Genomic DNA, 26,703 nt, shown 5'->3' with positions numbered 1-26,703 from the left:
CTTTGGCTTTACGCGCGATCGGCCACGCGTTCACCCAGCAAGCCAGAGGGCCGCAACGTCAACACCAGCGCCAACATGATGAAAGCAAAAATGTCAGAGTACTGGCTGCCCAGCACACCGCCCGTGAGCTTGCCCAGGTAGCCAGCCCCCAACGATTCGATCAAGCCCAGCACGATGCCACCCAGCACGGCGCCGCCAAGGTTGCCGATACCACCCATGACAGCTGCCACGAACGATTTCAACCCGGGCATGAAGCCCATGGTGTGCTGCACAGTGCCGTAGTTCGAAGCCCACATCACACCGGCAATCGCCGCCAGCATCGCGCCAATGATGAAGGTAGCGGAAATCACCATGTCGGGCTTGATGCCCATCAGCGCCGCCACACGCGGATTTTCAGCGGTGGCACGCATGGCACGCCCCAGGTTGGTGTGATTCACCAGCCACATCAGCAGGGCGAGCGTGATCGCCGTGGTGGCCAGAATGGTGACCTGTGTCACCGAAATCACCGCACCACCAAACTCAAACGGATCGGTTGGCAACATCGATGGATACGATTTTGGGTTGGGCTTCCAGATGATCATGGCGAAGGTTTGCAGCAAAAGCGACATACCAATGGCCGTGATCAAGGGCGCCAGCCGTGGCGAGTTGCGCAAGCGGCGGTAGGCCATCTTTTCAATCGCGTAGGCCAAAGTGCCACACACGACCATGGAGATCAGCGTGGCGGTCAGCAGCAAGACCCAGCCAGGCATGCCTACCCAAGCTTCACTCATCCAACCGATCAAGGTCCAGCTGGTCAGCGCACCCACCATGAGCACCTCGCCGTGAGCAAAGTTGATCAAACCAATGATGCCGTACACCATGGTGTAGCCAAGGGCCACCAGCGCATACATGCTGCCCAGGACCAGTCCATTGATGACCTGCTGAAGCAATACTTCCATAAGGGTTCTCCGAGTTCTGAGAGGCTTTGGGTGGTTTCCGCAAACCAACCGTTTCAATTTAGCAAAAAACCCGCCAGGTTCGATCCATGGCAAGACCGACTGCGGGTTGGAGCGCGATTGTAACGATCGAATACAGACAATTTAAGGGTGTAAGCCCCTAGCAAGATGGGGTTTACCCGCAAAGTCTGGGCCCGCTCGGCCGAACATCAGCAGGATTGGCTCAACATTAGTCAGATTGATGATTGCGTTTTTTCAACTCGCGCAGCTTATCGGCTATACGGATCTCCAGCCCCCGCTCGACCGGTCGGTAGAAATCAGGCGCTGCCATGCCTTCGGGCAGGTAGTTTTCACCCGCGGCAAACCCGTCGACTTCATCGTGGGCATAGCGGTAGCCCTTCCCGTAGTCGAGTTCTTTCATGAGCTTGGTCGGAGCGTTGCGCAAATGCATGGGCACAGGCCGCGTTCCGTCTTTTTTTACAAATGCCTTGGCTTCGTTAAAGGCCTTGTAGACTGCATTCGATTTCGGCGCGACCGCCAGGTACACCACACACTCGGCCAGGGCCAACTCGCCCTCGGGTGTGCCCAGGCGCTCGTAGACATCGGCTGCGTCCAGAGCCATGCGCAATGCCCGTGGATCGGCCAACCCGATGTCTTCGCTGGCCATCCGGATAAAGCGCCGCGCCATGTAGCGCGGCTCTGCACCGCCGTCCAGCATTCGAACGAACCAATACAGTGCGGCATCAGGGTCTGATCCGCGCACGCTTTTGTGCAGCGCGCTGATGGTGTCATAGAACTGCTCACCCCCTTTGTCGTAGCGGCGCATACGCTCGCCCAACACGCGCATCAACCAGGCATCTGTCACCTCGGTGAGCTTTTCGCGCTTCGCAGCCACGGCCAGCGTTTCCAATGTGTTCAGCAACCGCCGTGCATCGCCATCGGCATAGGAAATCAAACGGTCGGCCGCAGCATCCTGCACCGATGGCACCGCGTCAATAGCCTGAGCTCGTCCGATGAGTTGGCGTAAATCGTCCTCACTAAGCGACGTCAGAACGTACACAGCCGCACGCGAAAGCAAGGCCGAATTCACTTCAAACGACGGGTTTTCGGTGGTCGCGCCGATGAAGGTGAAGAGACCGCTTTCTACATGCGGTAAAAATGCATCTTGCTGGCTTTTGTTGAAGCGGTGTACCTCGTCCACAAAAACAATGGTGCGCTGCGCCATCAAACCATCGCGTGCCAGTTCGGCTTTGTCCACCGCCTCACGGATGTCCTTGACGCCCCCCAGAACCGCGCTGATGGTGATGAACTGGGCATCAAACGCGTTGGCCATGAGGCGCGCAATGGTGGTCTTGCCGACGCCGGGGGGACCCCAGAGAATGCAGCTGTGCGGCTGGCCCGATTCGAAGGCCAGCCGCAAAGCCATGCCCTCCCCCAGCAACTGTTGCTGCCCAATCACCTCACCCAGCGAATGTGGGCGCAGCCGTTCGGCCAGAGGTTGATGGGTGTACGCAGCGGTGGTCACAAAATCAGGGACGAATCACGTCCACGCCCGCAGGCGGCACAAAACGGAAGCTCTCCGCTTTGAGAGGTGCGTTGCTCTGCCAATCGGCAAACGTCAGAAGCGATAGCTGCCCCAGACTGTCCAGAATTTCCAGGGCCACCAACCGGCCTTGTCGGAATCCTATGCGCACGTTTTGCAGTTGCCCATCGCTTCCACGCGGGCGCGCATCGACCCACTCCACACCGTTGGTCGCGGGAACCGATTTGAGTTCAAACACCGCCGCAAGCGACTTGATATCGGTGCCCGCTGCAATCAGGGCCGCTGGCGTGCTGCCCAAAACGTCTTTTTGCTTGCGCGCCGTGACCTGGTTCAGATCCACGTCATACAGCCACAGCATGTCGCCATCGGCCACGATGCTTTGCTCAAAGGGCTTGGTGTATTCAAAGCGAAAGCGGTTGGGTCTCAGGAATTCAAATCGACCGCTGGATGTTTTCTTCCGCGCAGCGCTTTCACCCTTGCGCAGAGGCGATGTCACCACCTGGGTGAACGTGGCTTGCGCGCTGTTCACTTCGCGCAGAAAAGTGGCCATTTCCGACAACCCGTCAGCGCGTACCGCCAACGAGGCCAGGCAAAGTGGTGCGGCCAGGGCCAATAACAATAGACGTTTGTGTAGATTCATGGCGGGTATGAGTGATGAGCGACCACAAGGGTTCCTGTTGAGGAAGGTCGCCCAGGTGGTCCAACCGTTACTCGGGTCGGGCAGGCACCAGAATGTCGCGCTGGCCACTGGAGGTCAGTGAGCTGACCATGCCAGCCTTTTCCATCTCTTCCAGCAAGCGCGCGGCGCGGTTGTAGCCGATTTTGAGCTTGCGCTGCACATACGAAATACTGGCTTTGCGGTCCTTGAGCACAATTTCTACGGCCTGGTCGTACAGCGCGTCCTTTTCGCTGCTGTCGCCACCATCGCCAAAAATATCACCAGCCTCGCCATCGCCACCAGGCGCCTCCAGAATGCCTTCGACGTAGTTGGGCTCTCCGCCGCGCTCCTTCAGGTAAGCCACAACACGGTGCACTTCGTCATCGCTCACGAACGCACCGTGTACGCGAATGGGGAAGCCGGTGCCCGAGGGCAGGTACAGCATGTCACCCATGCCCAGCAAGCTCTCGGCGCCCATCTGGTCCAGGATGGTGCGGCTGTCGATCTTGCTGCTCACCTGAAAACTCAGACGCGTGGGAATGTTGGCCTTGATCAGACCGGTGATCACATCCACGCTGGGGCGCTGCGTCGCCAGAATCAGGTGGATACCGGCGGCGCGGGCCTTTTGCGCCAGGCGCGCAATCAGCTCTTCGATCTTCTTGCCGACCACCATCATCAGATCGGCCAGTTCGTCGATCACGACCACGATGTAGGGCAGTCGATCCAATGGTTCAGGCTGCTCGGGCGTCAGGCTGAACGGGTTACCAATGATCTCGCCACGCGCCTTGGCCTCGTCGATCTTGACGTTGTAGCCGGCCAGGTTGCGCACGCCCATCTTGCTCATGAGCTTGTACCGCTTCTCCATCTCGCCTACGCACCAGTTCAGGCCGTTGGCGGCGTGCTTCATGTCGGTCACCACCGGCGCCAGCAAATGTGGAATGCCTTCGTAAACGCTCATCTCCAGCATCTTGGGGTCGATCAGCAGCAAGCGCACGTCTTTCGCATCGGCCTTGTAGAGCAGCGACAGAATCATGGCGTTGATACCGACCGATTTGCCCGAGCCCGTTGTACCCGCCACCAGGCAGTGTGGCATCTTGGCCAGGTCGGCGACCACCGGCAAACCGCTGATGTCTTTGCCCAGGCCCATGGTCAGCAGGGATTTGGCGTCGTTGTAAACAGAAGAACCCAGGATCTCGCTGAGCTTGATCATCTGGCGCTTGGCATTGGGCAGCTCGAGCGCCATCAGGTTTTTGCCTGGAATGGTTTCGATCACACGAATGGACACCAGCGACAACGAACGGGCCAGATCGCGGCTCAGGTTGACCACTTGCGAGCCCTTGACACCAGTGGCTGGTTCGATCTCATAGCGGGTGATCACGGGGCCCGGCGCGGCCGCCACCACGCGCACTTCAACGCCAAAGTCTTTGAGCTTCTTCTCGATCAGGCGGCTGGTCATCTCCAGCGTCTGGTTGTCCACGCTGATCTGGTTGGCCGGCGCCGCATCGAGCAAGTCGACCTGTGGCAACTGGCTGTCGAGCATCTCGGAGAACAAAGGTTTCTGGCGTTCCTTGGCCACGCGCTCACTCTTGGGAACCTCCACCACCGCAGGCTCAATGAAGACCGGAACCACATGGTGCTCTTCGATCTCCACCCGCTCCACTTTGACGACCTCTTCGCGCTCGCGCGCAGCGCGCTCACCGATCCGGTGGTCTTCCACCGCCTCACGCTTTTCCCGGCGTGTTTCGAACCAGCCGTCAAATCGCGCGCCGATCAATTCAGCCCAATGCCCCCAGGAAAACTGAAAAACACGGGGCAGCGTCAGCACCATCAATCCCAAAGTAACCACGGCGGTACCGGTAAAACCCAGCCAACCCACCGTCCACGGGCCCAGCACGGAACCCAGCACCCCACCCGAAGTGCCCGGCAACAATGCTTCCAACCGGTACAAACGGCTCCATTCCAAAACGCCACTGGCACACAGCAAACCCACCAGCGCCAGAGCGAAGGCGGTACGCCGCGCCGCTGGCCCGCGCCACCAAGCCTCCGGGGGGTCAATAGCGGCAACCGCTGATGGCGTCGAACGCAGGCGAAGTGCCAGTACGGCCAACCAAGCGCGCAGGCCGGCAAAAAAACACCACCAGACCGACCAGCCCAGCAGGTAGTAGCCCACATCGGCCAGCAAAGCGCCGAGCCGACCACCCAGATTGGACACATCGGAATGTGAGCCTGACGTACTCCAAGCGGGGTCGGTTGCGGAGTAGCTCACCATCGCCAGCAACCAAAACATCAGCAAAACCGCACCCAGAATGAGCATGGCTTCTTGGCTCAGACGGGCCAGCGGTCCTGGCCCCGCATGGGCCCGATCGGCATTGAGAGTGTTCAGTGAATAAGTCATAAGCCTTGCGTCATTGCGACGCCAAGCTTAACGCAGCAAGACGCAACGTTCAGGCGACAGTCAATGAAGAAAGGTAACAGCAACCTGTCGGCAAGGAATGGCCCCCAACAAGATCAAAGCCCCCCGAGCAAAGGGTCGCTTCAGCCAATTGAACTCAGGCGGTCCTTGATGACAGTCACACCATCTTCGCGAAGCTCGATGAACCCGCGGTCCTCCAAGTCCTTCATGACGCGACTGACCATTTCGCGCGACGCACCGATCATCTTGGCCACATCCTGGCGAGACACGCGGTCGCGGATCACCAGTTCGTCGTTCTTGTCGGGCTGGGCAAACTCCAGCAATGCACGGGCTACGCGACCATACACATCCATAAGGGCCAGCGACTCGATCTTGCGGTCAGCGTGACGCAAGCGCTGGACCAGCCCTTTCATGACCGCATAAGCCATCGAGGTATTTTCCGGCAGGCAGCGTGCAAATTCGACACGCCCCAAAATCAAAACATCGGTCTGCACCTCGGCTCGAACCGTTGCAGAATGCGGTTGGTTGTCGATCAGACTCATTTCGCCAACATAGTCACCCGGGTTCATCGTGGCCAAAATGACTTCGCGGCCTCGCGCGTCGGTGGTGACCACCCGGGCACGACCGGTGAGCACAATCGCCAACATATTTGACTTCTTGCCTTGTTCAACGATGCACTCCCCGCGTTTGAAGCGTTTTTTGATCACCGCATCGGCAACCGATTCAGCCTGGGCCTGCGTCAGCGTTGAAAACAAAGGGACCCGGCGAATCAAATCCAGGTTGGACAAGATAGACATTTTTCAAATTCCTCAGATCGCGCCGCTGCTGCCGCGCTCTTTCATACAATGAACCCAAACGCACACCAGACAGTCGCCTCCAACCAGTGTGACCAGTGGCTGCACATACAAACGCGCCTACTCTAAACCACTTGCCAAACGATTGGCATCGAAAATTTCCCCATGAAGCATACCAAAGTACTTATCCTGGGCTCCGGCCCTGCAGGCTATACCGCTGCAGTCTATGCCGCCAGAGCCAACTTGAAGCCTCTCCTGATCACCGGCATTGCCCAGGGCGGCCAACTGATGACCACCACCGACGTCGACAACTGGCCGGCCGATGTCGATGGTGTGCAGGGACCTGAGCTGATGCAGCGCTTTCAGGCCCACGCCGAACGCTTCAACACCGAGATCGTGTTCGACCACATCAACACGGTTGACTTCTCCAAACGCCCATTTGTTTTGACCGGGGACAGCGGGCAATACAGCTGCGACGCGCTGATTCTCTGCACCGGTGCCTCGGCCAAATACATTGGCCTGCCTTCCGAAGAAGCCTTCATGGGCAAAGGCGTCTCGGCTTGCGCCACCTGCGACGGATTCTTCTACCGCAATGAAATTTGCAGCGTGGTCGGAGGCGGCAATACCGCCGTCGAAGAGGCTTTGTATTTGTCCAACATCGCCAGCAAGGTGTACCTCGTGCACCGCCGCGACACCTTCAAGGCCGAAGCCATCCTTGTGGACAAACTGATGGAAAAAGTGGCCGCAGGCAAAATTGAACTGAAGTTGCACAGCACACTGGAAGAAGTGCTGGGCGATCAGTCGGGCGTGACGGGCATGCGCCTGAAGAATGTGCAGACCGGCACAACGGAGGATATCCCCCTCAAAGGCTGTTTCATCGCCATCGGCCACCAGCCCAACACCGACATTTTCAAAGGCCAGCTGGAGATGAAAGACGGCTACATCGTCACGCAAAGTGGCTTGAAAGGCATGGCCACCATGACCAGCGTGCCCGGTGTGTTCGCGGCAGGCGACGTGCAAGACCACGTGTACCGGCAAGCCATCACCAGTGCCGGCACTGGCTGCATGGCCGCATTGGACGCGCAGCGTTTCCTGGAACAAAACGAAGCCTGAATAAGCGCGCGCACGCTGTCCGATTGGATTTCCCCCAACAGGATAGCTGCCCGCGCTATAATCCAAGGCTTTGCTGCGATTGCGTGCCCGTCAGGGGCCGAGATGGCGCAAAGATTCTCCAGGGTTACCGCCACCCTTTTTTTGGCGAGGTGAGGCTGGCAAACAGGCACCAACGGGCATCAAGCCCCTTGAATCTTGTGAACTGGCTGTGAATCAAGTATCGGAGTGTCCACATGGCACGCGTCTGCGACGTAACGGGCAAGAAGCCCATGGTCGGAAACAATGTTTCCCACGCCAACAACAAAACCAAGCGCCGGTTCCTGCCGAACCTGCAATACCGCCGTTTCTGGGTCGAAGCCGAGAACCGTTGGGTGCGCCTGCGCGTTTCGAGCGCTGCACTGCGTTTGATCGACAAAAATGGCATCGAAGCCGTGCTCGCAGATCTGCGCTCACGTGGCCAGGCATAAGGAGCACACACCATGGCAACCAAAGGCACGCGCGAGAAGATCAAGCTGGAATCCACTGCTGGAACCGGCCACTTCTACACCACGACCAAAAACAAAAAGACCACGCCGGACAAGATGCTGATCAAGAAATTTGATCCAAAAGCGCGCAAGCACGTGGACTACAAAGAGATCAAGCTGAAGTAATTCAGAAATCTCCAACAAAAAACCCGCTGAGATCCAGCGGGTTTTTTTGTTGCCTGAATCAAATCCGATCGAGTCGCTCGCTGCCCTGCACGCTTTACTTTCAACGGTTCAAAGCGTCCGCAAGTGGTCGCTCAAAAAACGCACATACCCGGAAAGCAAATGGGCTCGCGCAAAGGCGAGCCCATGGGATTCAATCAAAGAGAGGACCTAACCGTGAACGCCGCCGATCCGGATCCGCCAGCGCTGTCCTTCCTTGAGGGGGTGACGCACCAAAGGTGCGGCACATGGGTGAGCCAGATTCAGGCTCGCGCTGAACGCAACTGGATAGAAAAATCACGCAGCGCGGCAATGCCGCTCTCTTCGGCGCGGCGGCACCAAGCCTGCAGATCAACCGCCAATTGCTCGCGCGTGGCGTGGCTGCTGGACCAAAGTGCCCGCAACTCTTCGCGCATCGTCACCATTTTGTCGAGCACCGGATGCTCCGCCCTGGCCTGTGCCAATTGCGGCTTCACACTTGCGGGGACTTTTTCATCGTCCCTGTGCAACCAGCGGCGCGCCGTGGCCATCACGCGCACATCGGCGCTACAGGCTTGCAAGACATCCATCTCGCGCTTGCAGGCTGCCCGCATCTCGCGCGCATAACCGGCCATCACTTCATAGCGGTGTGCGATCAGGGCTTCCAGCGTTTTTTCATCCGCCACCGGGCGCACATCGCCAAAGGCCAGTTTCGGCGGTGTCTTCTTCACCGTGGCCAAACCGACCATTTCCATCATGCGGATGTACATCCACCCGATGTCAAATTCGTAGGGCTTGACCGAGAGCTTTGCCGAGGTTGGGTAGGTGTGGTGGTTGTTGTGCAGCTCCTCGCCGCCGATCAGAATGCCCCAGGGGGAAATGTTGGTGCTGGCGTCGGCGGCTTCAAAATTGCGGTAGCCCCAATAGTGGGCAGCTCCGTTGATGATGCCAGCGGCAGTGATCGGGATCCAGGCCATTTGAACAGCCCAAACCGTCAAACCGGCCGCGCCAAACAAAGCCACGTCGATGATCATCATCAGGCCTACGCCTTGCCAGGAAAAACGGGTGTAGAGATTTCGCTCGATCCAGTCGTTCGGTGTGCCATGGCCATAGCGCGCCATGGTTTCCAGATTCTTGGACTCTTTGCGATACAGCTCGGCACCGGTCAGCAGCACCGTTTTAATGCCATGTACGTGAGGGCTGTGCGGATCTTCAGCTTGCTCACACTTGGCGTGGTGCTTGCGGTGAATCGCGGCCCACTCTTTGGTCACCTGCCCTGTGGTCAGCCACATCCAGAAACGGAAAAAATGCGAAGCAATGGGATGCAAATCCAGCGAGCGGTGAGCCTGGTGGCGGTGCAGGTAAATGGTCACACCGGCGATGGTCACGTGGGTAAGCGCCAGGGTGGCCAAAATGATTTGCCACCAGGAGGCGCCGGTCAGGCCATCAGACAAAAACTGCACGACTCCAAACCAGAGGTCGGACATCGTCAGGGTATCGCTTGCAATCATGAAGTTCCTACTATTCAGCCAGCCCAAGCCACGCCAATGCGACCCGGGCAACACGACATTTTAAGGCGAGGGGCCCAATTCACCTATACGGAGCATCATGATGGCGCCCTGGCAAACAACCATGTAGGTGAAATTCAGGACATTTCCCGGCCTTATCCGGCCTTTTTCTGCCAAACCGCGGCAAAAAACCCGTCTGTACCGTGTCGATGGGGCCACAAACGCAGGCTCCGCTGCCCCTCAGCCCCCGCCACCAGGGCCTCGGCCTGCCCCACTTGCACGCTGCCCAGCAAGTCAAACACATCCATCGGTTCAAATTCGGGGTGGGCTTCACCAAAAGCTGTCACGATGGCTTCGTCCTCTTGCGGCAGCGGGCTGCAGGTGGCATACACCAAACGTCCACCCGGCTTGAGCAGGCGCGCAGCGCTGTTCAAAATCGCGGCCTGCAGTTCGGCGAGTGCGGCCACCGAGGCCGGTGTCTGACGCCACTTGAGATCAGGACTGCGCCGCAAGGTTCCCAAACCCGAACAGGGTGCGTCGACCAGCACCCGATCGATCTTGCCGGCCAGGCGCTTGATGCGATCGTCGCGCTCGTGGGCAATGGCCACCGGGTGCACGTTGGACAAGCCACTGCGGGCCAGACGTGGCTTGAGTGCATCCAGCCGGTGAGCCGAGGTGTCGAACGCATAGAGGCGCCCGCTGTTGCGCATGGCCGCGCCCATGGCCAACGTCTTGCCGCCCGCGCCGGCACAAAAGTCGACCACCATTTCTCCGCGCTTGGCGTCCATCAACAACGCCAGCAACTGTGAGCCTTCGTCTTGCACCTCAACGTCACCCTGCACAAAGGAAGGCAGCTTGGCCAACGAAGGCTTGCCCTTCAACCGGATGCCCAGAGGCGAATACGGCGTGGGTTCGCACTCCAGGCCGGCTTGCCGCAAGTCGGCCAAAACGGCTTCGCGCTTCTTCTTCACCAGATTCACGCGCAGATCCAGGGCGGCCATCTTGTTCAGGCTGGCCACCAGCGCGTCAAACTCTTCCCCCAGCTGATCCCGCAAAGCCGTTGCCAGCCATTCGGGCAGGTTGTGGCGATGGGGCGCCATCAATTCGTTGTCGGAAGCGTTCAGGCAATGGTCGAGCCAGGTTTTTTCCTGATCAGTCAGGGCGCTTTTCAAGAAGTCACGATCACCGGGAAATCCAAGGATCGACAACTTGCGCCACTTGGAGCCGCTGCCCGAGCGGGCAAACCACTCAAACTTGAGCCGCTCGCGCAAAGCGGCATAAACCGTGTCAGACAAGGTGGCGCGCTCGCGCGGCCCGAGCGATCGGTGCTCGCGGAAATAGCGCGACACCACGGCATCCGCCGGGTGATCGAACTTAAAAACCTGTTCCATGAGGCTGGCGCATTCGTCCAGAAGAGCTTTTGGGTGCATGGGCGTATTGTCACCCCCCTGGACCGGTTCCCCCCCCGCACCACCTGCGGTGTCACCCCCCCAGGGGGCGATGCTGGCGGCCCGGCGAAGCCGGTTCCGCGGCATCCTGGCTGGCAGGCATCTCGCTCCGAGCGTTTTTCCGGAACGCGATGCATGTTCGTGCGGACACCGTGCAGGCGGCTTGGCCGGGGCACTGGTCTCGCCCCCCCTAGAGGCAAGACGCGAAGCGGCGCAAGGGGCGGGCTGTATCCAGGGGTGAGTGAGATAATCCCGGGTTATGTCCGAAATTGCCAAACAGGTGCGCCGTCGGCGCACCTTCGCCATCATTTCCCACCCCGATGCGGGTAAAACCACGCTCACGGAAAAGCTGTTGCTTTTCTCGGGTGCCATCAACATCGCCGGCAGCGTAAAGGCCCGCAAAGCGGCGCGCCATGCGACCTCCGACTGGATGGAGATCGAGAAGCAGCGCGGCATTTCGGTCGCATCGTCGGTCATGCAGATGGAATACCGCGACTGTGTGATCAACCTGCTTGACACGCCCGGTCACCAGGACTTCTCTGAAGACACTTACCGCGTCTTGACCGCCGTCGATGCCGCCTTGATGGTGATCGATGCGGGCAACGGGGTGGAGCCCCAAACCCGGCGCCTGCTGCAGGTGTGCCGCGCCCGCAATACGCCCATCCTCACTTTCGTGAACAAGATGGACCGCGAAGTGCAGTCGCCGCTGGACCTGATGGACGAAATCGAGCGCGAGCTGGGCATGACAGTGGTGCCATTCACCTGGCCGGTGGGCATGGGCAAGACGTTTCGCGGCGTGTTCGATCGCCGCACCGACCAGATGCGGGTGTTCAGCGCGGGCGAAGACCGCCGCGGAGGCGAAGAAGAAGCGCTGATCGGCCTGGACAACCCCGAGAGCGTGAAGCGCTTTGGCAGCGATTTTGAGCAGGCCAAGGAAGAACTGGAGCTGGTGGCGGGTGCATCCACCGCGTTCGACAAAGAAGAATTCCTGGCCGGGCGCCAGACGCCCATGCTGTTCGGCTCGGCCGTCAACAATTTTGGCGTGCGCGAAGTGCTGGACGCGCTGGTCGACCTGGCGCCGCCACCCGGCGACCGGCCAGCGATGCAGCGCGTGGTGAAGCCTGAAGAGCCCAAGTTCACGGGTGTGGTCTTCAAGATTCAGGCCAACATGGATCCGGCCCACCGGGACCGCATCGCCTTTGTACGCCTGGCCAGCGGTCATTTCCAGCGCGGCATGAAGATCAAGGTGGTGCGCTCAGGCAAAGACCTGCGGCCCAACACCGTGGTGTCATTTCTGTCGCAGCGCCGCGAGTTGCTGGACGAGGCCTTTGCTGGCGACATCATCGGTATTCCGAACCACGGCGTACTGCAGTTGGGCGACACGCTCACCGAAGGCGAGAATCTTCAGTTCACCGGCCTGCCCTTTTTCGCCCCGGAGATCATCCGTAGCGTGGAAGTGGCCGATCCTTTGCGCACCAAGCAACTGCGCGCAGGCCTGACCCAGCTCGGCGAAGAAGGCGCGATCCAGGTGTTCCGCCCCGTGGCTGGCTCGGTGCTGCTGCTGGGCGCCGTGGGCCAACTGCAGTTCGAAGTGGTGGCACACCGCCTGGAGCACGAATACGGCGTCAAGGCCCGCATCATGGGCAGCCCCTATCAGGTGGCGCGCTGGGTGACTTGCGCGCCCGAGGATGGCGGCGAGATCGAGCTCAAGAAGTTCATTGATGCCAACAGCCATCGGGTGGCGCTGGACGCAGTGGACGCGCCCACGTTGCTGGTCGACCATGCCGCCACGCTGCGGGCCGTGGAGGCCAACTGGCCCAAGATCAAGTTCCACGCCATGCGCGAACACGCGGGCCTGGTCTTCCACACCGGCGTCTAAGCCCAGGAGTTGCGATGTCGCCGGAACATCTGGAGCGCCTGTTCACCGTCGAGATGCCCTTTGGAAAATACAAGGGCCGCGCCATCGCCGATCTGCCAGGCAACTACCTCAACTGGTTCGCCCGCGAGGGCTTTCCCAATGGAGAGTTGGGCAAACTGGTGGCGCTGATGCACGAGATCGACCACAACGGTTTGGAAGACCTGCTGACACCCCTGCGTGAGCGCCACAGGCAGGGCAACTGAGACGCCCTCAGGCGGCGACCAACCGCTCGACCGTGCCCGGAAAGATCCGGTGTTCTTGCGTGAGCACCCGCTCGGCCAGTGACTCGGCTGTGTCGCCACGCAACACGGGAACGACCGCCTGGTCAAGGATGTCACCGTGATCGAGTTCGCTGGTCACTCGGTGAACGGTGCAACCAGCGAATTTGCAGCCTGCATCAATCGCTCTCTGATGGGTATTCAGGCCGGCAAAAGCAGGCAGCAAGCTGGGGTGAATATTGATCAGCCGGCCCGCGAAATGATCGACAAAACCCGGGGTGAGAATCCGCATAAACCCCGCCAGCACCACCAAAGCTGGCTCAAAGCTGTCAATCTGGGCCATCATCGAGGCATCAAAGGCTTCGCGTGAAGCAAATGTTTTGTGGTCCAGCGCGAAGGTGGTCAGGCCTTGTGCCTTGGCCCACGCCAAGCCAGGCGCTTCGGCCTTGTTGCTGATCACGGCAACCACTTGCGCGCCATGCTTCTCGTGCCAGTCCCGGCGACGCGAGGCCTCAACGATGGCCGCCATGTTCGAGCCACCGCCCGAGATCAGAATCACAATGTTTTTTTGCTTCACGCCAACGTCCAAACCTGTCCTAAGCCCCGAAGTGTAATGACCCTCGATACCGCCCCACACCGCCACAACATTGCCGAACGCCCTTTCACCCCAATTGAAGCTCGGGTGTTGGGTACCTTGATGGAAAAAGCGCGCACCGTGCCCGACAGCTACCCGCTCACGCTGAACGCGCTGTCCAGCGGCTGCAATCAGAAATCGAGCCGGGAACCCGTCATGCAAGTGGCCGACGCCTTGCTGATCGAAGCGCTTGACGGGTTGCGCCAACTCAACCTGATCTTCGAAAGCAGCGGCGGCCGGGTACCGCGGTATGAACACAACTTCTTGCGCGCCATGGGCGTGCCCGAGCAATCGGCCGTGTTGCTCGGCATGCTGACGCTGCGCGGCCCGCAAACGGCGGGCGAACTGCGGCTCAACACCGAGCGCTGGTACAGGTTTCTCGACATCGCCTCGGTCGACGCTTTTCTGGAGGAAATGCAAGACCGCCCGACCGAAAAAGGCGGACCGCTGGTGATCAAGCTGCCCCGGGCACCCGGGGCACGCGAACAAAGATGGGCGCATTTGCTGTGTGGCCCTGTGGACTTGACGCAAACCCAGGGCGCGGTGACCAGCGCTGGCAGCAGCGCCACAGAAGACGATGTGATCCAACTCACGCGGCGGTTGGCCGCCCTGGAAGAGCAGGTCGCCGTGATGGCGGATCAGTTGCAGAACCTGAACGAGCAACTCGGTCTGTCACAGCCCGGACAGGCATAAAACGAACGGTCGTGCGAAACTGGTCAGGAACGTCGACGAACAACCTGTCGACCCCTCAAACCAGGAGACTCCCCATGGATTTGGCATTCACGCCCGAAGAACAGGCGTTTCGCGAAGAGATTCGTGCTTGGGTCAAGGGCAACTTGCCCGAAGACCTCGCCCACAAAGTGCACAACGCCCTGCGCCTCACGCGCGACGACATGCAGCGCTGGGCCAAGATCCTCGGCAAAAAAGGCTGGCTGGGCCACGGCTGGCCCAAAGAATTCGGCGGCCCGGGCTGGACCGCGGTGCAAAAGCACCTCTTTGAAGAAGAATGCGCCCTGGCTGGTGCGCCGCGCGTGGTGCCGTTTGGCCCCGTGATGGTCGCCCCGGTGATCATGGCCTTCGGCAACAAGGAGCAGCAAGAGCGCTTCCTGCCCGGCATCGCCAGCGGCGAAGTCTGGTGGAGCCAGGGCTACAGCGAGCCGGGTTCCGGCTCCGATCTGGCTTCGGTGAAGTGCAAGGCCGAGCGCGAAGGCGACCATTTCGTCGTCAACGGTCAGAAAACATGGACCACCCTGGGCCAGTACGGCGAGTGGATTTTCTGCCTGGTGCGCACCAGCAGCGAAGGCAAGCCACAGACGGGCATCAGCTTCCTGTTGATCGACATGAAGACACCGGGCGTCACCGTTCGCCCGATCAAGTTGCTCGACGGCGAATGCGAGGTCAATGAAGTCTGGTTCGACAACGTCAAGGTGCCGGCCAACAACCTGATAGGCGAAGAAAACAAGGGCTGGACCTACGCCAAGCACCTGTTGAGCCATGAGCGCACCAACATCGCCGATGTGAACCGCGCCAAGCGCGAACTGGAACGCCTGAAACGCATCGCCAAGGCCGAAGGCGTATGGGACGACACGCGCTTCCGCGACCAGATCGCGTTGCTCGAAGTGGACGTGGTGGCACTGGAAATGCTGGTGCTGCGAGTCTTGAGCGCCGAAAAGTCGGGCAAAAATTCGCTCGATATCGCCGGTCTTCTCAAGATCAAGGGCAGCGAGATTCAGCAGCGCTACAGCGAACTGATGATGCTGGCCGCTGGCCCGTTTGCCCTGCCCTTTATTGAAGAGGCCATGGAAGCCGGCTGGCAAGGCGACTACCCCGGTGGTATTACCGCCAACGCACCCCTCGCCTCCACCTTCTTCAACATGCGCAAGACCACCATCTACGGTGGCAGCAATGAAGTGCAACGCAACATCGTCGCTCAGACGGTTCTTGGCTAAAGGGATTTAAAAATGGACTTCGATTTTTCTGACGACCAGGAACAATTGCGCGACGCCTGCGGCAAATGGGTTGAAAAGGGCTACGACTTCGAACGCCGTCGCGGCATCGTGTCGGCCGGCGGTTTTGACCGCAAGGCCTACAACGAGTTGGCTGAACTGGGCCTGACCGGCCTGTACGTGCCCGAGGACCTCGGCGGCATGGGCATGGGCCCGGTCGAGGGCATGGTCACGATGCAAGAGCTGGGCCGCGGCATTGTGCTGGAGCCCTTGGCTCAGGCGCTGATCAGCGGTGCCGTGCTGGCCGGCTACGCGCCCGACGCCGTGAAAGCCGAGTGGTGCGGCAAGGTGGCCTCAGGTGAAGCGCTCGTGGTGCTGGCCCACACAGAGCGCGGATCGCGCTACAAAACCGACAGTTGCAAGGTCACCGCCGCCCAATCGGGCGACAGCTGGACAGTCACTGGCGACAAAAACGTGGTGCCCGTGGGCGACCAGGCCGATGCTTTCCTGGTGCCTGCTTTGGCCAACGGCAAGATGGCCCTGTTCCTCGTCGAACGCAGCGCCAGCGGTGTCGGCGCCAAGGGCTATGGCACGCAGGACGGCGGTCGCGCCGCAGAGGTGTCATTCAAGAATGCACCGGCCACGCTGGTGACCCTGGACGGCCAGACCGCCCTGGAACACGCGATTGACATCGGCATCGCCGCCACCTGCGCCGAGGCCGTGGGCGTGATGGACCAGACCCTGGCCATCACCGTGGAATACATGAACACCCGCAAGCAATTCGGCGTGGTCATCTCCAGCTTCCAGGCCCTGCGCCACCGCGTGGCCGACATGAAGATGCAGCTGGAACTGGCCCGCTCCATGAGCTACTACGCTTCATTGAAGCTCAATGCCCCGACCAACGAGCGCCGGGCCGCCATGGCCCGCGCCAAGGTACAACTAGGCAATTCCATGCGCTTCGTGGCCCAGCATGCGGTGCAGCTGCACGGAGGCATTGGCGTGACCGACGAGTACATCGTCAGCCATTACTTCAAGAAATTGACAGCGATGGAAATGGCGTTTGGCGACACGCTGCACCATCTGGGTGAAGTATCCAACCGCATGCAGGACACGGCTGGGGTATTTGCTTAACCAGGCGCCCCCCTGTGCCGCCTTCGGCGTCACCCCCTCAAGGGGGCGATGCTGGCGGCCCGGCGAAGCCGGTTCCGCGGCATCCTGAACCAGGACACGTGCGCCGACAACGGCGTTAGGCGTGCAGTCTTGAGCTCTTCGGCAGGTGCGTCATCAAAAACGCCATCTGGTCCGCCAGGATACGGCGGTTGCGCAGGATGAAGTCTTCCCAGAGGCTGGGCACATAGGGCGCGTAGATCAGCGGCATGTGGGCCTGCTCGGGCGTGCGGTTGCCTTTGCGGTGGTTGCACGATTTGCAGGCCGTGACCACGTTCATCCAGTGGTCCTGCCCTTTTTGCCCCACCGGCCGGATGTGTTCGCGGGTCAACACGTCTTCGTGAAAATGTTGCCCACAATAGGCGCACACATTGCGGTCGCGAGAAAAGAGCTTGCTGTTGGTGAGCGAAGGGCGCAGGTCAAACGGGTTGATGCGGGGCACCCCCTGGGTACCGATGATGGAATTGACAGCGATCACCGACTGAAGCCCTGTGACCGCGTTGTGGCCGCCGTGAAACACGGCCACTTCGGCGCCCATTTCCCAGCGCACTTCATCCGCCGCGTAATGCAACACGGCCTCTTCCAGGCTGATCCAGGACTGCGGCAGCCCCTGCGCAGACAACTTCAAAACCTTCAAGACCCACCTCCCTGTTGAGAAACAACCGGACAATCTGTCTTCCCGCCTGGCCTCTCTGAACTGAGGGGTCGGGCTTGGTGTGTCAATATACAGCGCTTACGTGCTAAACCGCTTGATTGGCGGCCTTCTCCTCTGACACTTTCATGAAAATCATCCGAGGCCTGCGGGGTTCCGCGTCCAACAATTCGCTGGCCGCTTCGGTGGGCTGCGCGCTCACCATCGGCAACTTTGATGGGGTGCACCGGGGCCACCAGGCCATGATCGCGCTGCTGATCAACGAAGCGCGCCACCGAGGCGTGCCCAGCAGCGTGATGACGTTTGAGCCCCATCCGCGCGACTACTTCGCCGCTCTGCATCAAAAGCCCGAACTCGCGCCAGCACGCATCGCCACCCTTCGTGACAAGCTCCTGGAGCTGGAACGCTGCGGGGTTGATCAGTGCGTGGTGTTGCCGTTCAATGCCCAGCTGGCCAATCAACCGGCTGAGGCATTCATACAAGACACCCTGGTCGGCGAGCTGGGCGTGCGTTACCTGCTGGTGGGCGACGACTTCAGATTTGGAGCAAAGCGCACCGGCGACTATCAGTTGCTGGACGAAACGGGTGGGCGGCTGGGCTTTGATGTGGCGCGCATGCAAAGCTATGAGGTGCACGGGTTGCGGGTGTCGAGCTCGGCCGTGCGGGAGGCCTTGAACGAGGGGCGTATGGACGACGTGGGTGCCCTGCTGGGCCGCCCTTACAGCATCAGCGGCCATGTGGTGCATGGGCGCAAGCTCGGTCGCCAGCTGGCTGAGAGCCACCCCGGCGCAGGTGATGGCTTTCGCACGCTGAACCTGCGCTTCTCCCACTGGAAGCCGGCCGCCAGCGGCATTTTCGCGGTGCAAGTAACCGGGCTCATGCCCGACGGCAGTCCATTGCCCGGCGTGGCCAACCTGGGCGTGCGCCCTTCGCTGGACCCGGGCGACGTGAACGGGGGGCGGGTGCTGCTGGAAACCCATTGCCTTGACTGGCCGGAAGCCTTGGCGCAAAGCCTGAGCGGCGGCGAGGCCTACGGTAAAATCATCCGCGTGGACCTATTGCACAAACTGCACGAAGAGTTGAAATACGACAGTCTGGAAGCCCTCACCCGAGGCATCTCCCAAGACTGCGCCGACGCGCGCGCTTTCTTTGCGGCCTTGCCCGATCAAGCCTACGGACAAACCCACCGCCAGACCACCCGCGATCGAATTTAGAGCCCCCCAGCGCTCGCCGCTTGCTGCCCCACGACTGGCTCAGGGCAAGCGGTTTCAACCCCCTCCTGATTCCCTCTCCCCGTTCGGGCTGAGCCAGTCGCTGCCCTCACCGAGCCAACGAGCTGTTCCCATGTCCGACGAAAAAAAATCTGCCGCTCCCACCAAATCCAGCGGCAAAACCGAAGGCGCAAACGCCTACCGCGCCACACTCAACATGCCGGACACGCCGTTCCCCATGCGCGGCGACCTGCCCAAACGCGAACCGGCGTGGGTGGCCGACTGGAACGACAGCGCCAATGACAAGGGCCTTTACATGCGCCTGCGCGAGGCCCGGAAAGGTGCCCCGCTGTTCGTGCTGCACGACGGTCCGCCCTACGCCAACGGCCAGATCCACATGGGTCATGCTGTCAACAAGATCCTGAAAGACACCATCGTCAAGAGCCGGCAACTGGCGGGCTTTGATGCGCAATACATCCCCGGCTGGGATTGCCACGGTCTGCCGATCGAGAACGCAATCGAGAAGAAACACGGCCGCAAACTCAGCCGCGACGACATGCAGGCCAAGAGCCGCGCCTACGCCACCGAACAGATCGACCAGCAGCGCGAAGACTTCAAGCGCCTGGGCGTGCTCGGCGACTGGGAGCGCCCCTACCGCACCATGGACTTCGCCAACGAAGCCGGTGAAATCCGCGCCTTCAAACGCGTGATCGAGCGTGGTTTTGTCTACCGCGGCCTGAAGCCGGTTTACTGGTGCTTCGATTGCGGCTCGTCGCTGGCCGAATTCGAAATTGAATACGCCGACAAGAAGAGTGACACGCTGGACGTGGCCTTCGAGACCGACGATGCGGCCCAGCTGGCCAACGCCTTCGGCCTGGCGGGCCTGCCCGCCGGCAAGAGCGCCTTTGCCGTGATCTGGACCACCACCGCCTGGACCATCCCCGCCAACCAGGCACTCAACGCCCACCCCGAGTTCAACTATGCGCTGGTGGAAACGCCCATGGGCTGCCTGGTGCTGGCTGAGACGCTGGTGGAGAAATGCCTGGAACGCTTCGGTCTGGAAGGCACGGTGCTCGCCACCACCACCGGCGACAAGCTCGGCGGCCTGAACTTCCGACACCCGCTGTACGACGTGGACGCCGGTTACCAGCGCCTCTCGCCGGTCTACCTGGCCGACTACGTGAGCGACGGCGACGGCACCGGGCTCGTGCACTCGGCGCCAGCTTATGGCGTGGATGACTTCAACTCCTGCATCGCCAATGGCCTGGCCTACGACGACATCCTGAACCCGGTACAAGGCAATGGCGCCTACGCGGCCGACTTTCCGCTGTTCGGCGGGCTGCACATCTGGAAAGCCGTGCCGGTGATCCTGGAAGCGCTGAAAGCCGCTGGTCGTTTGATGGCCACCGAGCCGATCACCCACAGCTACCCGCATTGCTGGCGCCACAAAACGCCGGTGATCTACCGCGCCGCTGCCCAGTGGTTCATCCGCATGGACGAGGGTGAGGGCGTGTTCACCAAGGACAAAGCGCCCAAATCGCTGCGCGAAATGGCGCTGGCCGCCATCGACCACACCAGCTTCTACCCCGAAAACGGCCAGGCCCGCCTGCGCGACATGATCGCCAACCGGCCCGACTGGTGCATCTCCCGCCAGCGCAGCTGGGGCGTGCCCGTGCCCTTTTTCCTTCACATAGATTCCGGCGAGCTGCATCCTCGAACCATGGAGATCCTCGACCAGGCGGCCGAGATCGTGGAAAAAGGCGGCATCGAAGCCTGGAGCCGCGTCACTGCCGAAGAAATCCTGGGCGCCGACGACGCGCCGTTCTACACCAAGAGCTCCGACATTCTGGAGGTCTGGTTCGACTCCGGCTCCACGTTCCAGCACGTGCTGCGCGGCAGCCATGCCCACTCCTACCCCAACGGCGCCTTCCACGCCGACGGCCCCGAGGCCGACCTGTACCTGGAAGGCCACGACCAACACCGGGGCTGGTTCCACAGTTCGCTGCTGCTGGGCTGTGCCCTCTATGGCCGCGCTCCCTACAAGGGCCTGCTGACCCACGGTTTCACGATCGACAGCCAGGGCCGCAAGATGAGCAAATCGCTCGGGAACGGTCTGGACCCGCAGGAAGTCAACAAAAAACTGGGGGCAGAAATCATCCGCATGTGGGTCGCCGCCAGCGACTATTCCGGCGATATCGCCGGCGATGAAAAAATCCTCGCCCGCGTGGTCGACGGCTACCGCCGCATCCGCAACACCCTGCGCTTCCTGATGGCCAACATCAGCGATTTCAACGCCACCACTGATGCTGTGCCGCTGGACCAGATGCTGGAGATCGACCGCTTCGCCCTGGCGCGCGCGGCCGAATTCCAAGCCGAGGTGTTGAAACACTTTGACATCTACGAATTCCACCCCGTGGTGAGCAAGCTGCAGGTGTATTGCTCGGAGGACCTGGGCGCGTTCTACCTCGACGTGCTCAAGGACCGGCTCTACACCACCGCACCCAAGAGCCTGGCTCGCCGCAGCGCCCAGACCGCGCTGCACCAGATCACCCATGCGATGCTGCGCTGGATGGCGCCCTTCCTCAGCTTCACCGCCGAGGAAGCCTGGCCCATCCTGGCCGGCGAGGCCAACCAGGGTTCGATCTTTTTCGAAACCTTTGCCGCCTTGCCCTCCCCCAATGAGGCCTTGCTGGCCAAATGGGCGCGCATCCGCGCCATTCGCGACCAGGCCAACAAGGCCATCGAAGACTTGCGCGCCGCTGGAACGGTCGGCGCGTCACTACAGGCCACCCTGACCATCACCGCTGGCGCCGACGACGCCGCTCTGCTGCGTTCGCTGGGCGACGACCTGCGCTTCGTCACGATCACCTCGGCCGTGACCGTGGTCAACGGCGCCCAGCTGGGCATAGCCGTGGCGCCAAGCGCGGCGGTCAAATGCGATCGCTGCTGGCACTACAGCGCCGATGTGGGCATCGACCCGAACCACCCCGCCATCTGCGGCCGCTGCGTCAGCAACCTGGCCGAAGCCGAGGGCCGGGGCGCTGGTGAAACCAGGAGCATTGCTTGATGGCCAAGTCCCGTAAAGGCAGCCTCTGGCCCTGGCTGGCCCTGGCCGCCGTGGTTTTGATGGCCGATGTGTTCACAAAAATTCTGATCCTGCAGAACTACCAACTGGGCGACAGCACGTTTGTGACCGGGTTCTTCAACATCGTGCGCGCGCACAACACCGGTGCGGCCTTCTCTTTCCTGGCCCAGGCCGGGGGATGGCAGCGCTGGATGTTCACAGGCATCGGCGTGGTCGCGGCGGTCTTCATCATCTGGATGCTGCGCTCGCACAGCGGTGAAAAACTGTTTGCCTTCGCATTGGCCTGTATCCTGGGTGGTGCCATTGGCAACGTGATCGACCGCGTGGTGCACGGGTATGTGGTCGACTGGCTGGATTTTCACTGGAACTTCCTCAGCGGCCTGTTCCATGGCGGGCATTTCCCAGCCTTCAACGTTGCCGATGCGGGCATCACCGTGGGCGCGGTATGTCTGATTCTTGACGAAATTCTGCGCGTGCGCCGCAGCAGGTAAAACGACCCGACCAAAGGCCCCCGCCACCACGCCCGGCGCCCAATTCGAGGGGCTTTCGCCCCGTTATTGACCCCCTCGTCAACCAACTGGCTGTGCTAATCTGATCGAACCGCCAATGTCGTGTTGGCCTTGATTGGAGACCCCCATGCCCGGATTGCTGCCCCATATCGACCCCGATGGATTGCTGGAGTTCTCGGTTGTCTACACCGACCGCGCACTCAACCACATGTCCAAGCGCTTTCAAGGCGTGATGACCGACATATCGCGCATGCTCAAAGATGTCTACGGCGCCCACTCGGCCGTGCTGGTTCCGGGCAGTGGCACCTTCGGAATGGAATCGGTGGCGAGGCAATTTGCCCAGGGCAAGCACGTGATGGTGGTTCGCAACGGCTGGTTCAGCTACCGCTGGACGCAGATTTTTGACATGGGTTCCATCCCCTCCAGCCATACCGTCCTGAAAGCACGCCGCATCGCAGAGGGCGCTCAAGCAGCCTGGGCACCCGCGCCCATCGAAGAGGTGAAAGCCGCCATCGCGAAAGAGAAGCCAGCCCTGGTCTTCGCGCCCCACGTGGAAACCGCCGCCGGCATGATCCTGCCCGACGACTACCTGAGTGCCGTGGCCGATGCGGTGCACGCTGTGGGCGGGTTGTTCGTGCTCGACTGCATAGCTTCTGGCGCCATGTGGGTCGACATGATGGCCACCGGTGTGGACATCCTGATTTCCGCGCCCCAGAAAGGGTGGAGCAGCTCACCTTGCTGCGCCATGGTGATGCTCAGCGAGAGAGCCCGCAAAGCCATTGACGCCACCCAAAGCACCACCTTCGCGATGGACCTGAAAAAGTGGCTGCAGATCATGGAAACCTACGAAAGCGGCGGCCACGCCTACCACGCCACCTTGCCGACCGACGCACTGCAGCGCCTGCGCGACACGATGCTCGAAACACAGACCTATGGTTTCGCCCGCGTGCGCGAAGAGCAGGTGGCATTGGGTCAGGGGGTCCGAGCCCTGATGGAGCGCAAGGGATTCCCCAGCGTGGCCGCCAAAGATTTTCAGGCGCCGGGCGTGGTCGTGAGCTACACCACCGACCCAGACATCCAGTCGAGCAAGAAATTCCTGGCCGTTGGCCTGCAGGCAGCCGCAGGTGTGCCGTTGCAATGCGATGAACCCGCCGATTTCCGCACCTTCCGCATCGGCCTTTTTGGGCTGGACAAATGGCACGACGTGCCAGCCACCGTTGCCCGCCTGGAAACCGCCTTGGCCGAAATCGCACCGGCCACTGCAACGGCCTGACCCCTGGCCAAACCGACCGCCATGCGCAGCAACCTGTGCCAGTTGCTGCTAGCCGCCTTGGCCTGCGGCGCGGGCATGGCCGGTGCCGAAGCCTCACAACGCACAACGCTGGCTGATCACCCGCCAGCGGCCCCTCAGGGGGAAAACGCTGACCCCGGCGCCCTGGTGGCGCTTGGGCAAGCCGCCCTGGGCTCGATGAATCTCGACCTGGCTGCGCAAAGCTACTGCCATGCAACACGCCTGGGCAGTGTCGAAGGCAGCTACCGTCTGGGCCGGTTGCTGCTTCAACAGCGCGGTTTTCCGCGGGCTCGGGCTCAGGCCCGTTTCGTGCTCCAGCACGCTGCCGAGCTCGGCAACGAAGAAGCCAAGCGACTCATCACCACGGACACGGCCTTTGGTGGCCAAGCGGCGTTGCGACCCTCCTGCCTGCCCGAAACGCCACGGCCGATGGCCACTGGCTGGGTACCGGCTTCTTATGACCTGCAGGCCCAACCGGTCACCGCGGAGGAAGTGGAGCGCTACCTCGGCCAGCTGAACCCGGAGCGCCGCAGCTGGGCCAAGCAAGTTCAGGAGCGCGCGCCTTTTTACGGTGTCGACCCCCGGTTGGCGGTCTCAGTGGTGCGGGCGGAATCAAATTTTGATCCCGATGCGCTCTCTTCTGCCAACGCTCAGGGGCTCATGCAGCTCATCCCTGCGACAGCGATCCGGTTTGGGGTGAGCGACCCGAAAGACCCCGCCCAGAATATCGAAGGGGGCCTCGCTTATTTGCGCTGGTTGCTGAACCGCTTTGACCACGACGTGTTGAAAACCACTGCCGCCTACAACGCTGGCGAGGGTGCTGTGGAGCGCTACCAGGGTGTACCTCCCTACCCTGAAACCCAAGCCTATGTCGAACGCATTCTGCAGTTCTACCGGGCCGCTGTTCACAAAGCACCGCCTGTGCCCAAAGCCCGGCGCAACAAACTGACCAAGCCCCGCGGTTGACCTCTTGGTCATGGCTCCAGGGGGGCCGGCGAGCAAGGCGGCATTCGCCGCCGGCCTGGTCGATTGCCTTGTTTCGGCGGCCTTCACGCTTCAAAAACTCCGCCCCAGGTCGCTACAATGGCGAGGCTTTTCTGTCACTAAAGTTCTTAAATTTCAGAAAAATTGGTTGATCAAGAATCATTTTTTTGTAAATCACCTGAGCCGAACAAAGCCTTGGTCGCGCATGCGCCGCACCTTGAACCACACCAACTTTCCTCTTTTGGAGTCTCCATGAAAAAAATGATCAAAATGCTCGCCTGCACCGCTCTGGGCCTGACCGTATTGTGCGCACAGGCACAGACCGTCGAGAAAAAGGCCGCCTCTGGCGTGGCCAAAGGCGAAGGCTACGTTTCCAAAGGATTGAAATCTGCCGGGTTTGACAACCAGGACTTGTACGGCGAGCTGGGCTTGAGCCTGCTCAGCTACAAAATCGCGAGCTACGGCATTTCCTCACACCCGGTGATGATTCGCGCCATCGCGGGCTACGACTTCCACCGCAACCTGGCTCTGGAAGCCATGCTTGGCCTGGGCCTGGGTGGTTCGACGGGTGTGGGTTACTACGGCAGCGGCTACAACGTGAGCGCTGGCACCATGATTGGCGCCTATGCCAAACCACGCATCACCCTGGGCGATATGGAACTGTTTGGCCGCGTGGGGCTGACCAACACCTCGTCCAGCGTGCGTGGTTACGCTGGCACCGATGGCGGCGCCAGCTTCTCCTATGGCGCGGGCCTGCGCTACATGACCCAATGGGCCGCCATGGGCAACCGCAACGTTTCGATCAATGCCGACTACATGTCTTACTACAGCGGCAGCGGCCTGAAGTACACCGGCCTCACGGTCGGCGCTGGCCTGCAGTTCTGATCAACCCGCTTTTCCTGCAAAGCGTCTGAGCCGCCCTTCGAGGGCGGCTTTTTTTCGACCAAGCAGATCAGCCAGGGCTGGATCGGGCCTGAGAAACCGATACCCCGGTGGGCATACTCGCTCAAGGCAGCAAGACGGTGCATCCGGTCGTCTTGCGGGCCTCCAGACTCTCGTGCGCGGTTTTCACGTCGGTGAGGGGAAAACGCTGATCGATGCGGATTTTGACCGCTCCGCTTTGCACCACCTCAAACAGGTCGTCGGCCATCTCCTGCGTACGCTCACGGCTGGTGATGTGGGTAAACAGGGTTTGCCGTGTCACATACAAAGAGCCCTTGGGACCCAGCAGACCCGGGGCGAATGGCGCCACAGGCCCACTGGCATTGCCAAAACTCACCATCAGCCCAAACGGCATCAGGCAATCCAGCGATTTGTCGAAGGTGTCTTTGCCCACAGAGTCGTAAACCACCTTGACACCCTTGCCTCCCGTGATGTCCTTGACCCTGGCAGCGAAATCTTCGGTGCGGTAGTTGATCGTGTGGGCAGCGCCATGGGCTTTGGCAAGCGCGCATTTTTCATCGCTGCCCGCGGTACCAATCAATTGCAGGCCGAGGGCCTTGGCCCACTGGCACGCGATCAGGCCCACGCCACCCGCCGCCGCGTGAAACAGCACAAAGTCACCTGCCACCAACCCCTCCACAGGTCGGCATCGCTTCAACAGATACTGAGCGGTCAAGCCCTTGAGCATCATTGCCGCCCCGGTTTCAAAGTCGATCCCGTCTGGCAGCTTGCACACGTTCATGGCCGGCATGACGCGCACATCGCAATAGCTGCCGGGTGGGTTGGCCGCATAGGCCGCACGATCGCCTGCTTTCAAATGGCTCACTCCGTCGCCCACCGCTTCAATCACCCCTGCGCCTTCCATGCCGAGGGCCAGTGGCATGGCGTTTGGGTAGAGGCCCGTGCGCTGGTACACGTCGATGAAGTTCAATCCGATCGCATGGTGCCGAATGCGAATTTCGCCAGGGCCGGGTTGGCCCACATCGACGGTATCGAGCACCAGTTGCTCAGGGCCGCCATGGGCGTGAATTCGCACGGTACGGCTGGTCGCGGATGAAGCTTGGGTCAT

The 26,703-nt window shown here is 61.0% G+C and carries 24 protein-coding genes; 14 read left to right on the top strand and 10 right to left on the bottom strand.

Going from position 1 to position 26,703, the window contains the following annotated elements; genetic code table 11:
- Positions 1–8: 8 nt before the first annotated feature.
- The 5 genes from LPB072_RS05690 to LPB072_RS05670 all read right to left on the bottom strand — a co-directional run bounded on the left by LPB072_RS05690 (position 9) and on the right by LPB072_RS05670 (position 6,346).
- On the bottom strand, positions 9–938 hold the full coding sequence (locus LPB072_RS05690) for a branched-chain amino acid ABC transporter permease (RefSeq protein WP_066088657.1): 930 nt from the start codon (positions 936–938) through the stop codon (positions 9–11).
- Between the two features lie 226 nt (positions 939–1,164).
- Positions 1,165–2,460 (bottom strand): replication-associated recombination protein A, encoded by a 1,296-nt coding sequence (locus LPB072_RS05685; RefSeq protein WP_066088654.1) that lies wholly within the window; start codon positions 2,458–2,460, stop codon positions 1,165–1,167.
- Between the two features lie 4 nt (positions 2,461–2,464).
- Positions 2,465–3,118: an outer membrane lipoprotein chaperone LolA gene (gene lolA / locus LPB072_RS05680; protein WP_066088651.1), complete on the bottom strand. Its 654-nt coding sequence runs from the start codon at positions 3,116–3,118 to the stop codon at positions 2,465–2,467.
- Between the two features lie 67 nt (positions 3,119–3,185).
- Entirely contained in the window at positions 3,186–5,531 is a 2,346-nt protein-coding gene (locus LPB072_RS24065; protein ID WP_066088648.1) for a DNA translocase FtsK, read from the bottom strand.
- Positions 5,532–5,671: 140 nt separating this feature from the next.
- Positions 5,672–6,346 (bottom strand): Crp/Fnr family transcriptional regulator, encoded by a 675-nt coding sequence (locus LPB072_RS05670; RefSeq protein ID WP_066088645.1) that lies wholly within the window; start codon positions 6,344–6,346, stop codon positions 5,672–5,674.
- A gap of 162 nt (positions 6,347–6,508) precedes the next feature.
- Between LPB072_RS05670 and trxB the strand changes: the two genes are divergently transcribed.
- From trxB to rpmG, 3 genes are all read left to right on the top strand, one after another.
- Complete coding sequence (gene trxB / locus LPB072_RS05665) at positions 6,509–7,456, top strand: thioredoxin-disulfide reductase (RefSeq protein WP_066088641.1); 948 nt, start codon at positions 6,509–6,511, stop codon at positions 7,454–7,456.
- 233 nt (positions 7,457–7,689) lie between these two features.
- On the top strand, positions 7,690–7,923 hold the full coding sequence (gene rpmB, locus LPB072_RS05660) for a 50S ribosomal protein L28 (protein ID WP_066088638.1): 234 nt from the start codon (positions 7,690–7,692) through the stop codon (positions 7,921–7,923).
- Between the two features lie 12 nt (positions 7,924–7,935).
- On the top strand, positions 7,936–8,106 hold the full coding sequence (gene rpmG / locus LPB072_RS05655) for a 50S ribosomal protein L33 (protein WP_066088635.1): 171 nt from the start codon (positions 7,936–7,938) through the stop codon (positions 8,104–8,106).
- A gap of 299 nt (positions 8,107–8,405) precedes the next feature.
- Here the strand turns inward: rpmG and LPB072_RS05650 are convergent, their stop codons facing one another.
- Together LPB072_RS05650 and LPB072_RS05645 are read right to left on the bottom strand one after the other, a co-directional pair.
- Positions 8,406–9,608, bottom strand: a complete 1,203-nt coding sequence (locus LPB072_RS05650) for a DesA family fatty acid desaturase (protein WP_231943509.1) — start codon at positions 9,606–9,608, stop codon at positions 8,406–8,408.
- A gap of 176 nt (positions 9,609–9,784) precedes the next feature.
- Complete coding sequence (locus tag LPB072_RS05645; protein WP_066088629.1) at positions 9,785–11,059, bottom strand: RsmB/NOP family class I SAM-dependent RNA methyltransferase; 1,275 nt, start codon at positions 11,057–11,059, stop codon at positions 9,785–9,787.
- 277 nt (positions 11,060–11,336) lie between these two features.
- Here LPB072_RS05645 and LPB072_RS05640 point away from each other — a divergent pair, with 277 nt between their 5' ends.
- Both LPB072_RS05640 and LPB072_RS05635 read left to right on the top strand, forming a co-directional pair.
- The gene (locus LPB072_RS05640) at positions 11,337–12,956 is read left to right on the top strand and encodes a peptide chain release factor 3 (protein ID WP_066088626.1); all 1,620 of its coding nucleotides are present in this window, start codon (positions 11,337–11,339) and stop codon (positions 12,954–12,956) included.
- Positions 12,957–12,970: 14 nt separating this feature from the next.
- Positions 12,971–13,198 carry a DUF3820 family protein gene (locus LPB072_RS05635; RefSeq protein WP_066088622.1) on the top strand — a complete coding sequence of 76 codons (228 nt, stop codon included), beginning with the start codon at positions 12,971–12,973 and terminating at the stop codon, positions 13,196–13,198.
- Positions 13,199–13,205: 7 nt separating this feature from the next.
- Here LPB072_RS05635 and purN read toward each other — a convergent pair whose 3' ends face one another.
- Positions 13,206–13,742 carry a phosphoribosylglycinamide formyltransferase gene (gene purN / locus LPB072_RS05630; RefSeq protein ID WP_066088817.1) on the bottom strand — a complete coding sequence of 179 codons (537 nt, stop codon included), beginning with the start codon at positions 13,740–13,742 and terminating at the stop codon, positions 13,206–13,208.
- Between the two features lie 84 nt (positions 13,743–13,826).
- Between purN and LPB072_RS05625 the strand changes: the two genes are divergently transcribed.
- The 3 genes from LPB072_RS05625 (at position 13,827) to LPB072_RS05615 (ending at position 16,924) form a co-directional block, all read left to right on the top strand.
- Entirely contained in the window at positions 13,827–14,540 is a 714-nt protein-coding gene (locus tag LPB072_RS05625) for a YceH family protein (protein WP_066088619.1), read from the top strand.
- 74 nt (positions 14,541–14,614) lie between these two features.
- The gene (locus LPB072_RS05620) at positions 14,615–15,796 is read left to right on the top strand and encodes an acyl-CoA dehydrogenase family protein (RefSeq protein ID WP_066088616.1); all 1,182 of its coding nucleotides are present in this window, start codon (positions 14,615–14,617) and stop codon (positions 15,794–15,796) included.
- Positions 15,797–15,808: 12 nt separating this feature from the next.
- Complete coding sequence (locus tag LPB072_RS05615; RefSeq protein ID WP_066088613.1) at positions 15,809–16,924, top strand: acyl-CoA dehydrogenase family protein; 1,116 nt, start codon at positions 15,809–15,811, stop codon at positions 16,922–16,924.
- A 115-nt stretch (positions 16,925–17,039) separates the two neighbouring features.
- Here the strand turns inward: LPB072_RS05615 and LPB072_RS05610 are convergent, their stop codons facing one another.
- Positions 17,040–17,597 carry an HNH endonuclease gene (locus tag LPB072_RS05610; protein WP_066088610.1) on the bottom strand — a complete coding sequence of 186 codons (558 nt, stop codon included), beginning with the start codon at positions 17,595–17,597 and terminating at the stop codon, positions 17,040–17,042.
- A gap of 143 nt (positions 17,598–17,740) precedes the next feature.
- Between LPB072_RS05610 and LPB072_RS05605 the strand changes: the two genes are divergently transcribed.
- From LPB072_RS05605 to LPB072_RS05580, 6 genes are all read left to right on the top strand, one after another.
- Positions 17,741–18,826, top strand: coding sequence for a bifunctional riboflavin kinase/FAD synthetase (locus LPB072_RS05605; protein ID WP_066088607.1), 1,086 nt, complete (start codon positions 17,741–17,743; stop codon positions 18,824–18,826).
- Between the two features lie 214 nt (positions 18,827–19,040).
- Positions 19,041–21,890 (top strand): isoleucine--tRNA ligase, encoded by a 2,850-nt coding sequence (ileS, locus tag LPB072_RS05600; protein ID WP_407927802.1) that lies wholly within the window; start codon positions 19,041–19,043, stop codon positions 21,888–21,890.
- A complete protein-coding gene (lspA, locus tag LPB072_RS05595; RefSeq protein WP_066088601.1) occupies positions 21,890–22,399 on the top strand; it encodes a signal peptidase II in 510 nt (169 codons plus the stop codon). The genes ileS and lspA overlap by 1 nt, the downstream gene beginning before the upstream one ends.
- Positions 22,400–22,544: 145 nt before the next feature.
- Positions 22,545–23,690 (top strand): aminotransferase class V-fold PLP-dependent enzyme, encoded by a 1,146-nt coding sequence (locus LPB072_RS05590; protein WP_066088598.1) that lies wholly within the window; start codon positions 22,545–22,547, stop codon positions 23,688–23,690.
- Positions 23,691–23,711: 21 nt separating this feature from the next.
- Entirely contained in the window at positions 23,712–24,674 is a 963-nt protein-coding gene (locus tag LPB072_RS05585; protein ID WP_066088595.1) for a transglycosylase SLT domain-containing protein, read from the top strand.
- Positions 24,675–24,944: 270 nt separating this feature from the next.
- Positions 24,945–25,577, top strand: a complete 633-nt coding sequence (locus LPB072_RS05580; RefSeq protein ID WP_066088592.1) for a porin family protein — start codon at positions 24,945–24,947, stop codon at positions 25,575–25,577.
- Between the two features lie 121 nt (positions 25,578–25,698).
- Here LPB072_RS05580 and LPB072_RS05575 read toward each other — a convergent pair whose 3' ends face one another.
- Entirely contained in the window at positions 25,699–26,703 is a 1,005-nt protein-coding gene (locus tag LPB072_RS05575) for a quinone oxidoreductase family protein (RefSeq protein WP_066088589.1), read from the bottom strand.

It is taken from the genome of Hydrogenophaga crassostreae, from assembly GCF_001761385.1.
GTDB classification, from domain to species: domain Bacteria; phylum Pseudomonadota; class Gammaproteobacteria; order Burkholderiales; family Burkholderiaceae_C; genus Hydrogenophaga; species Hydrogenophaga crassostreae.
The sequence above is the reverse complement of the archived record's forward strand: the minus strand, read 5'-3'. Positions and strand labels throughout refer to the sequence as shown.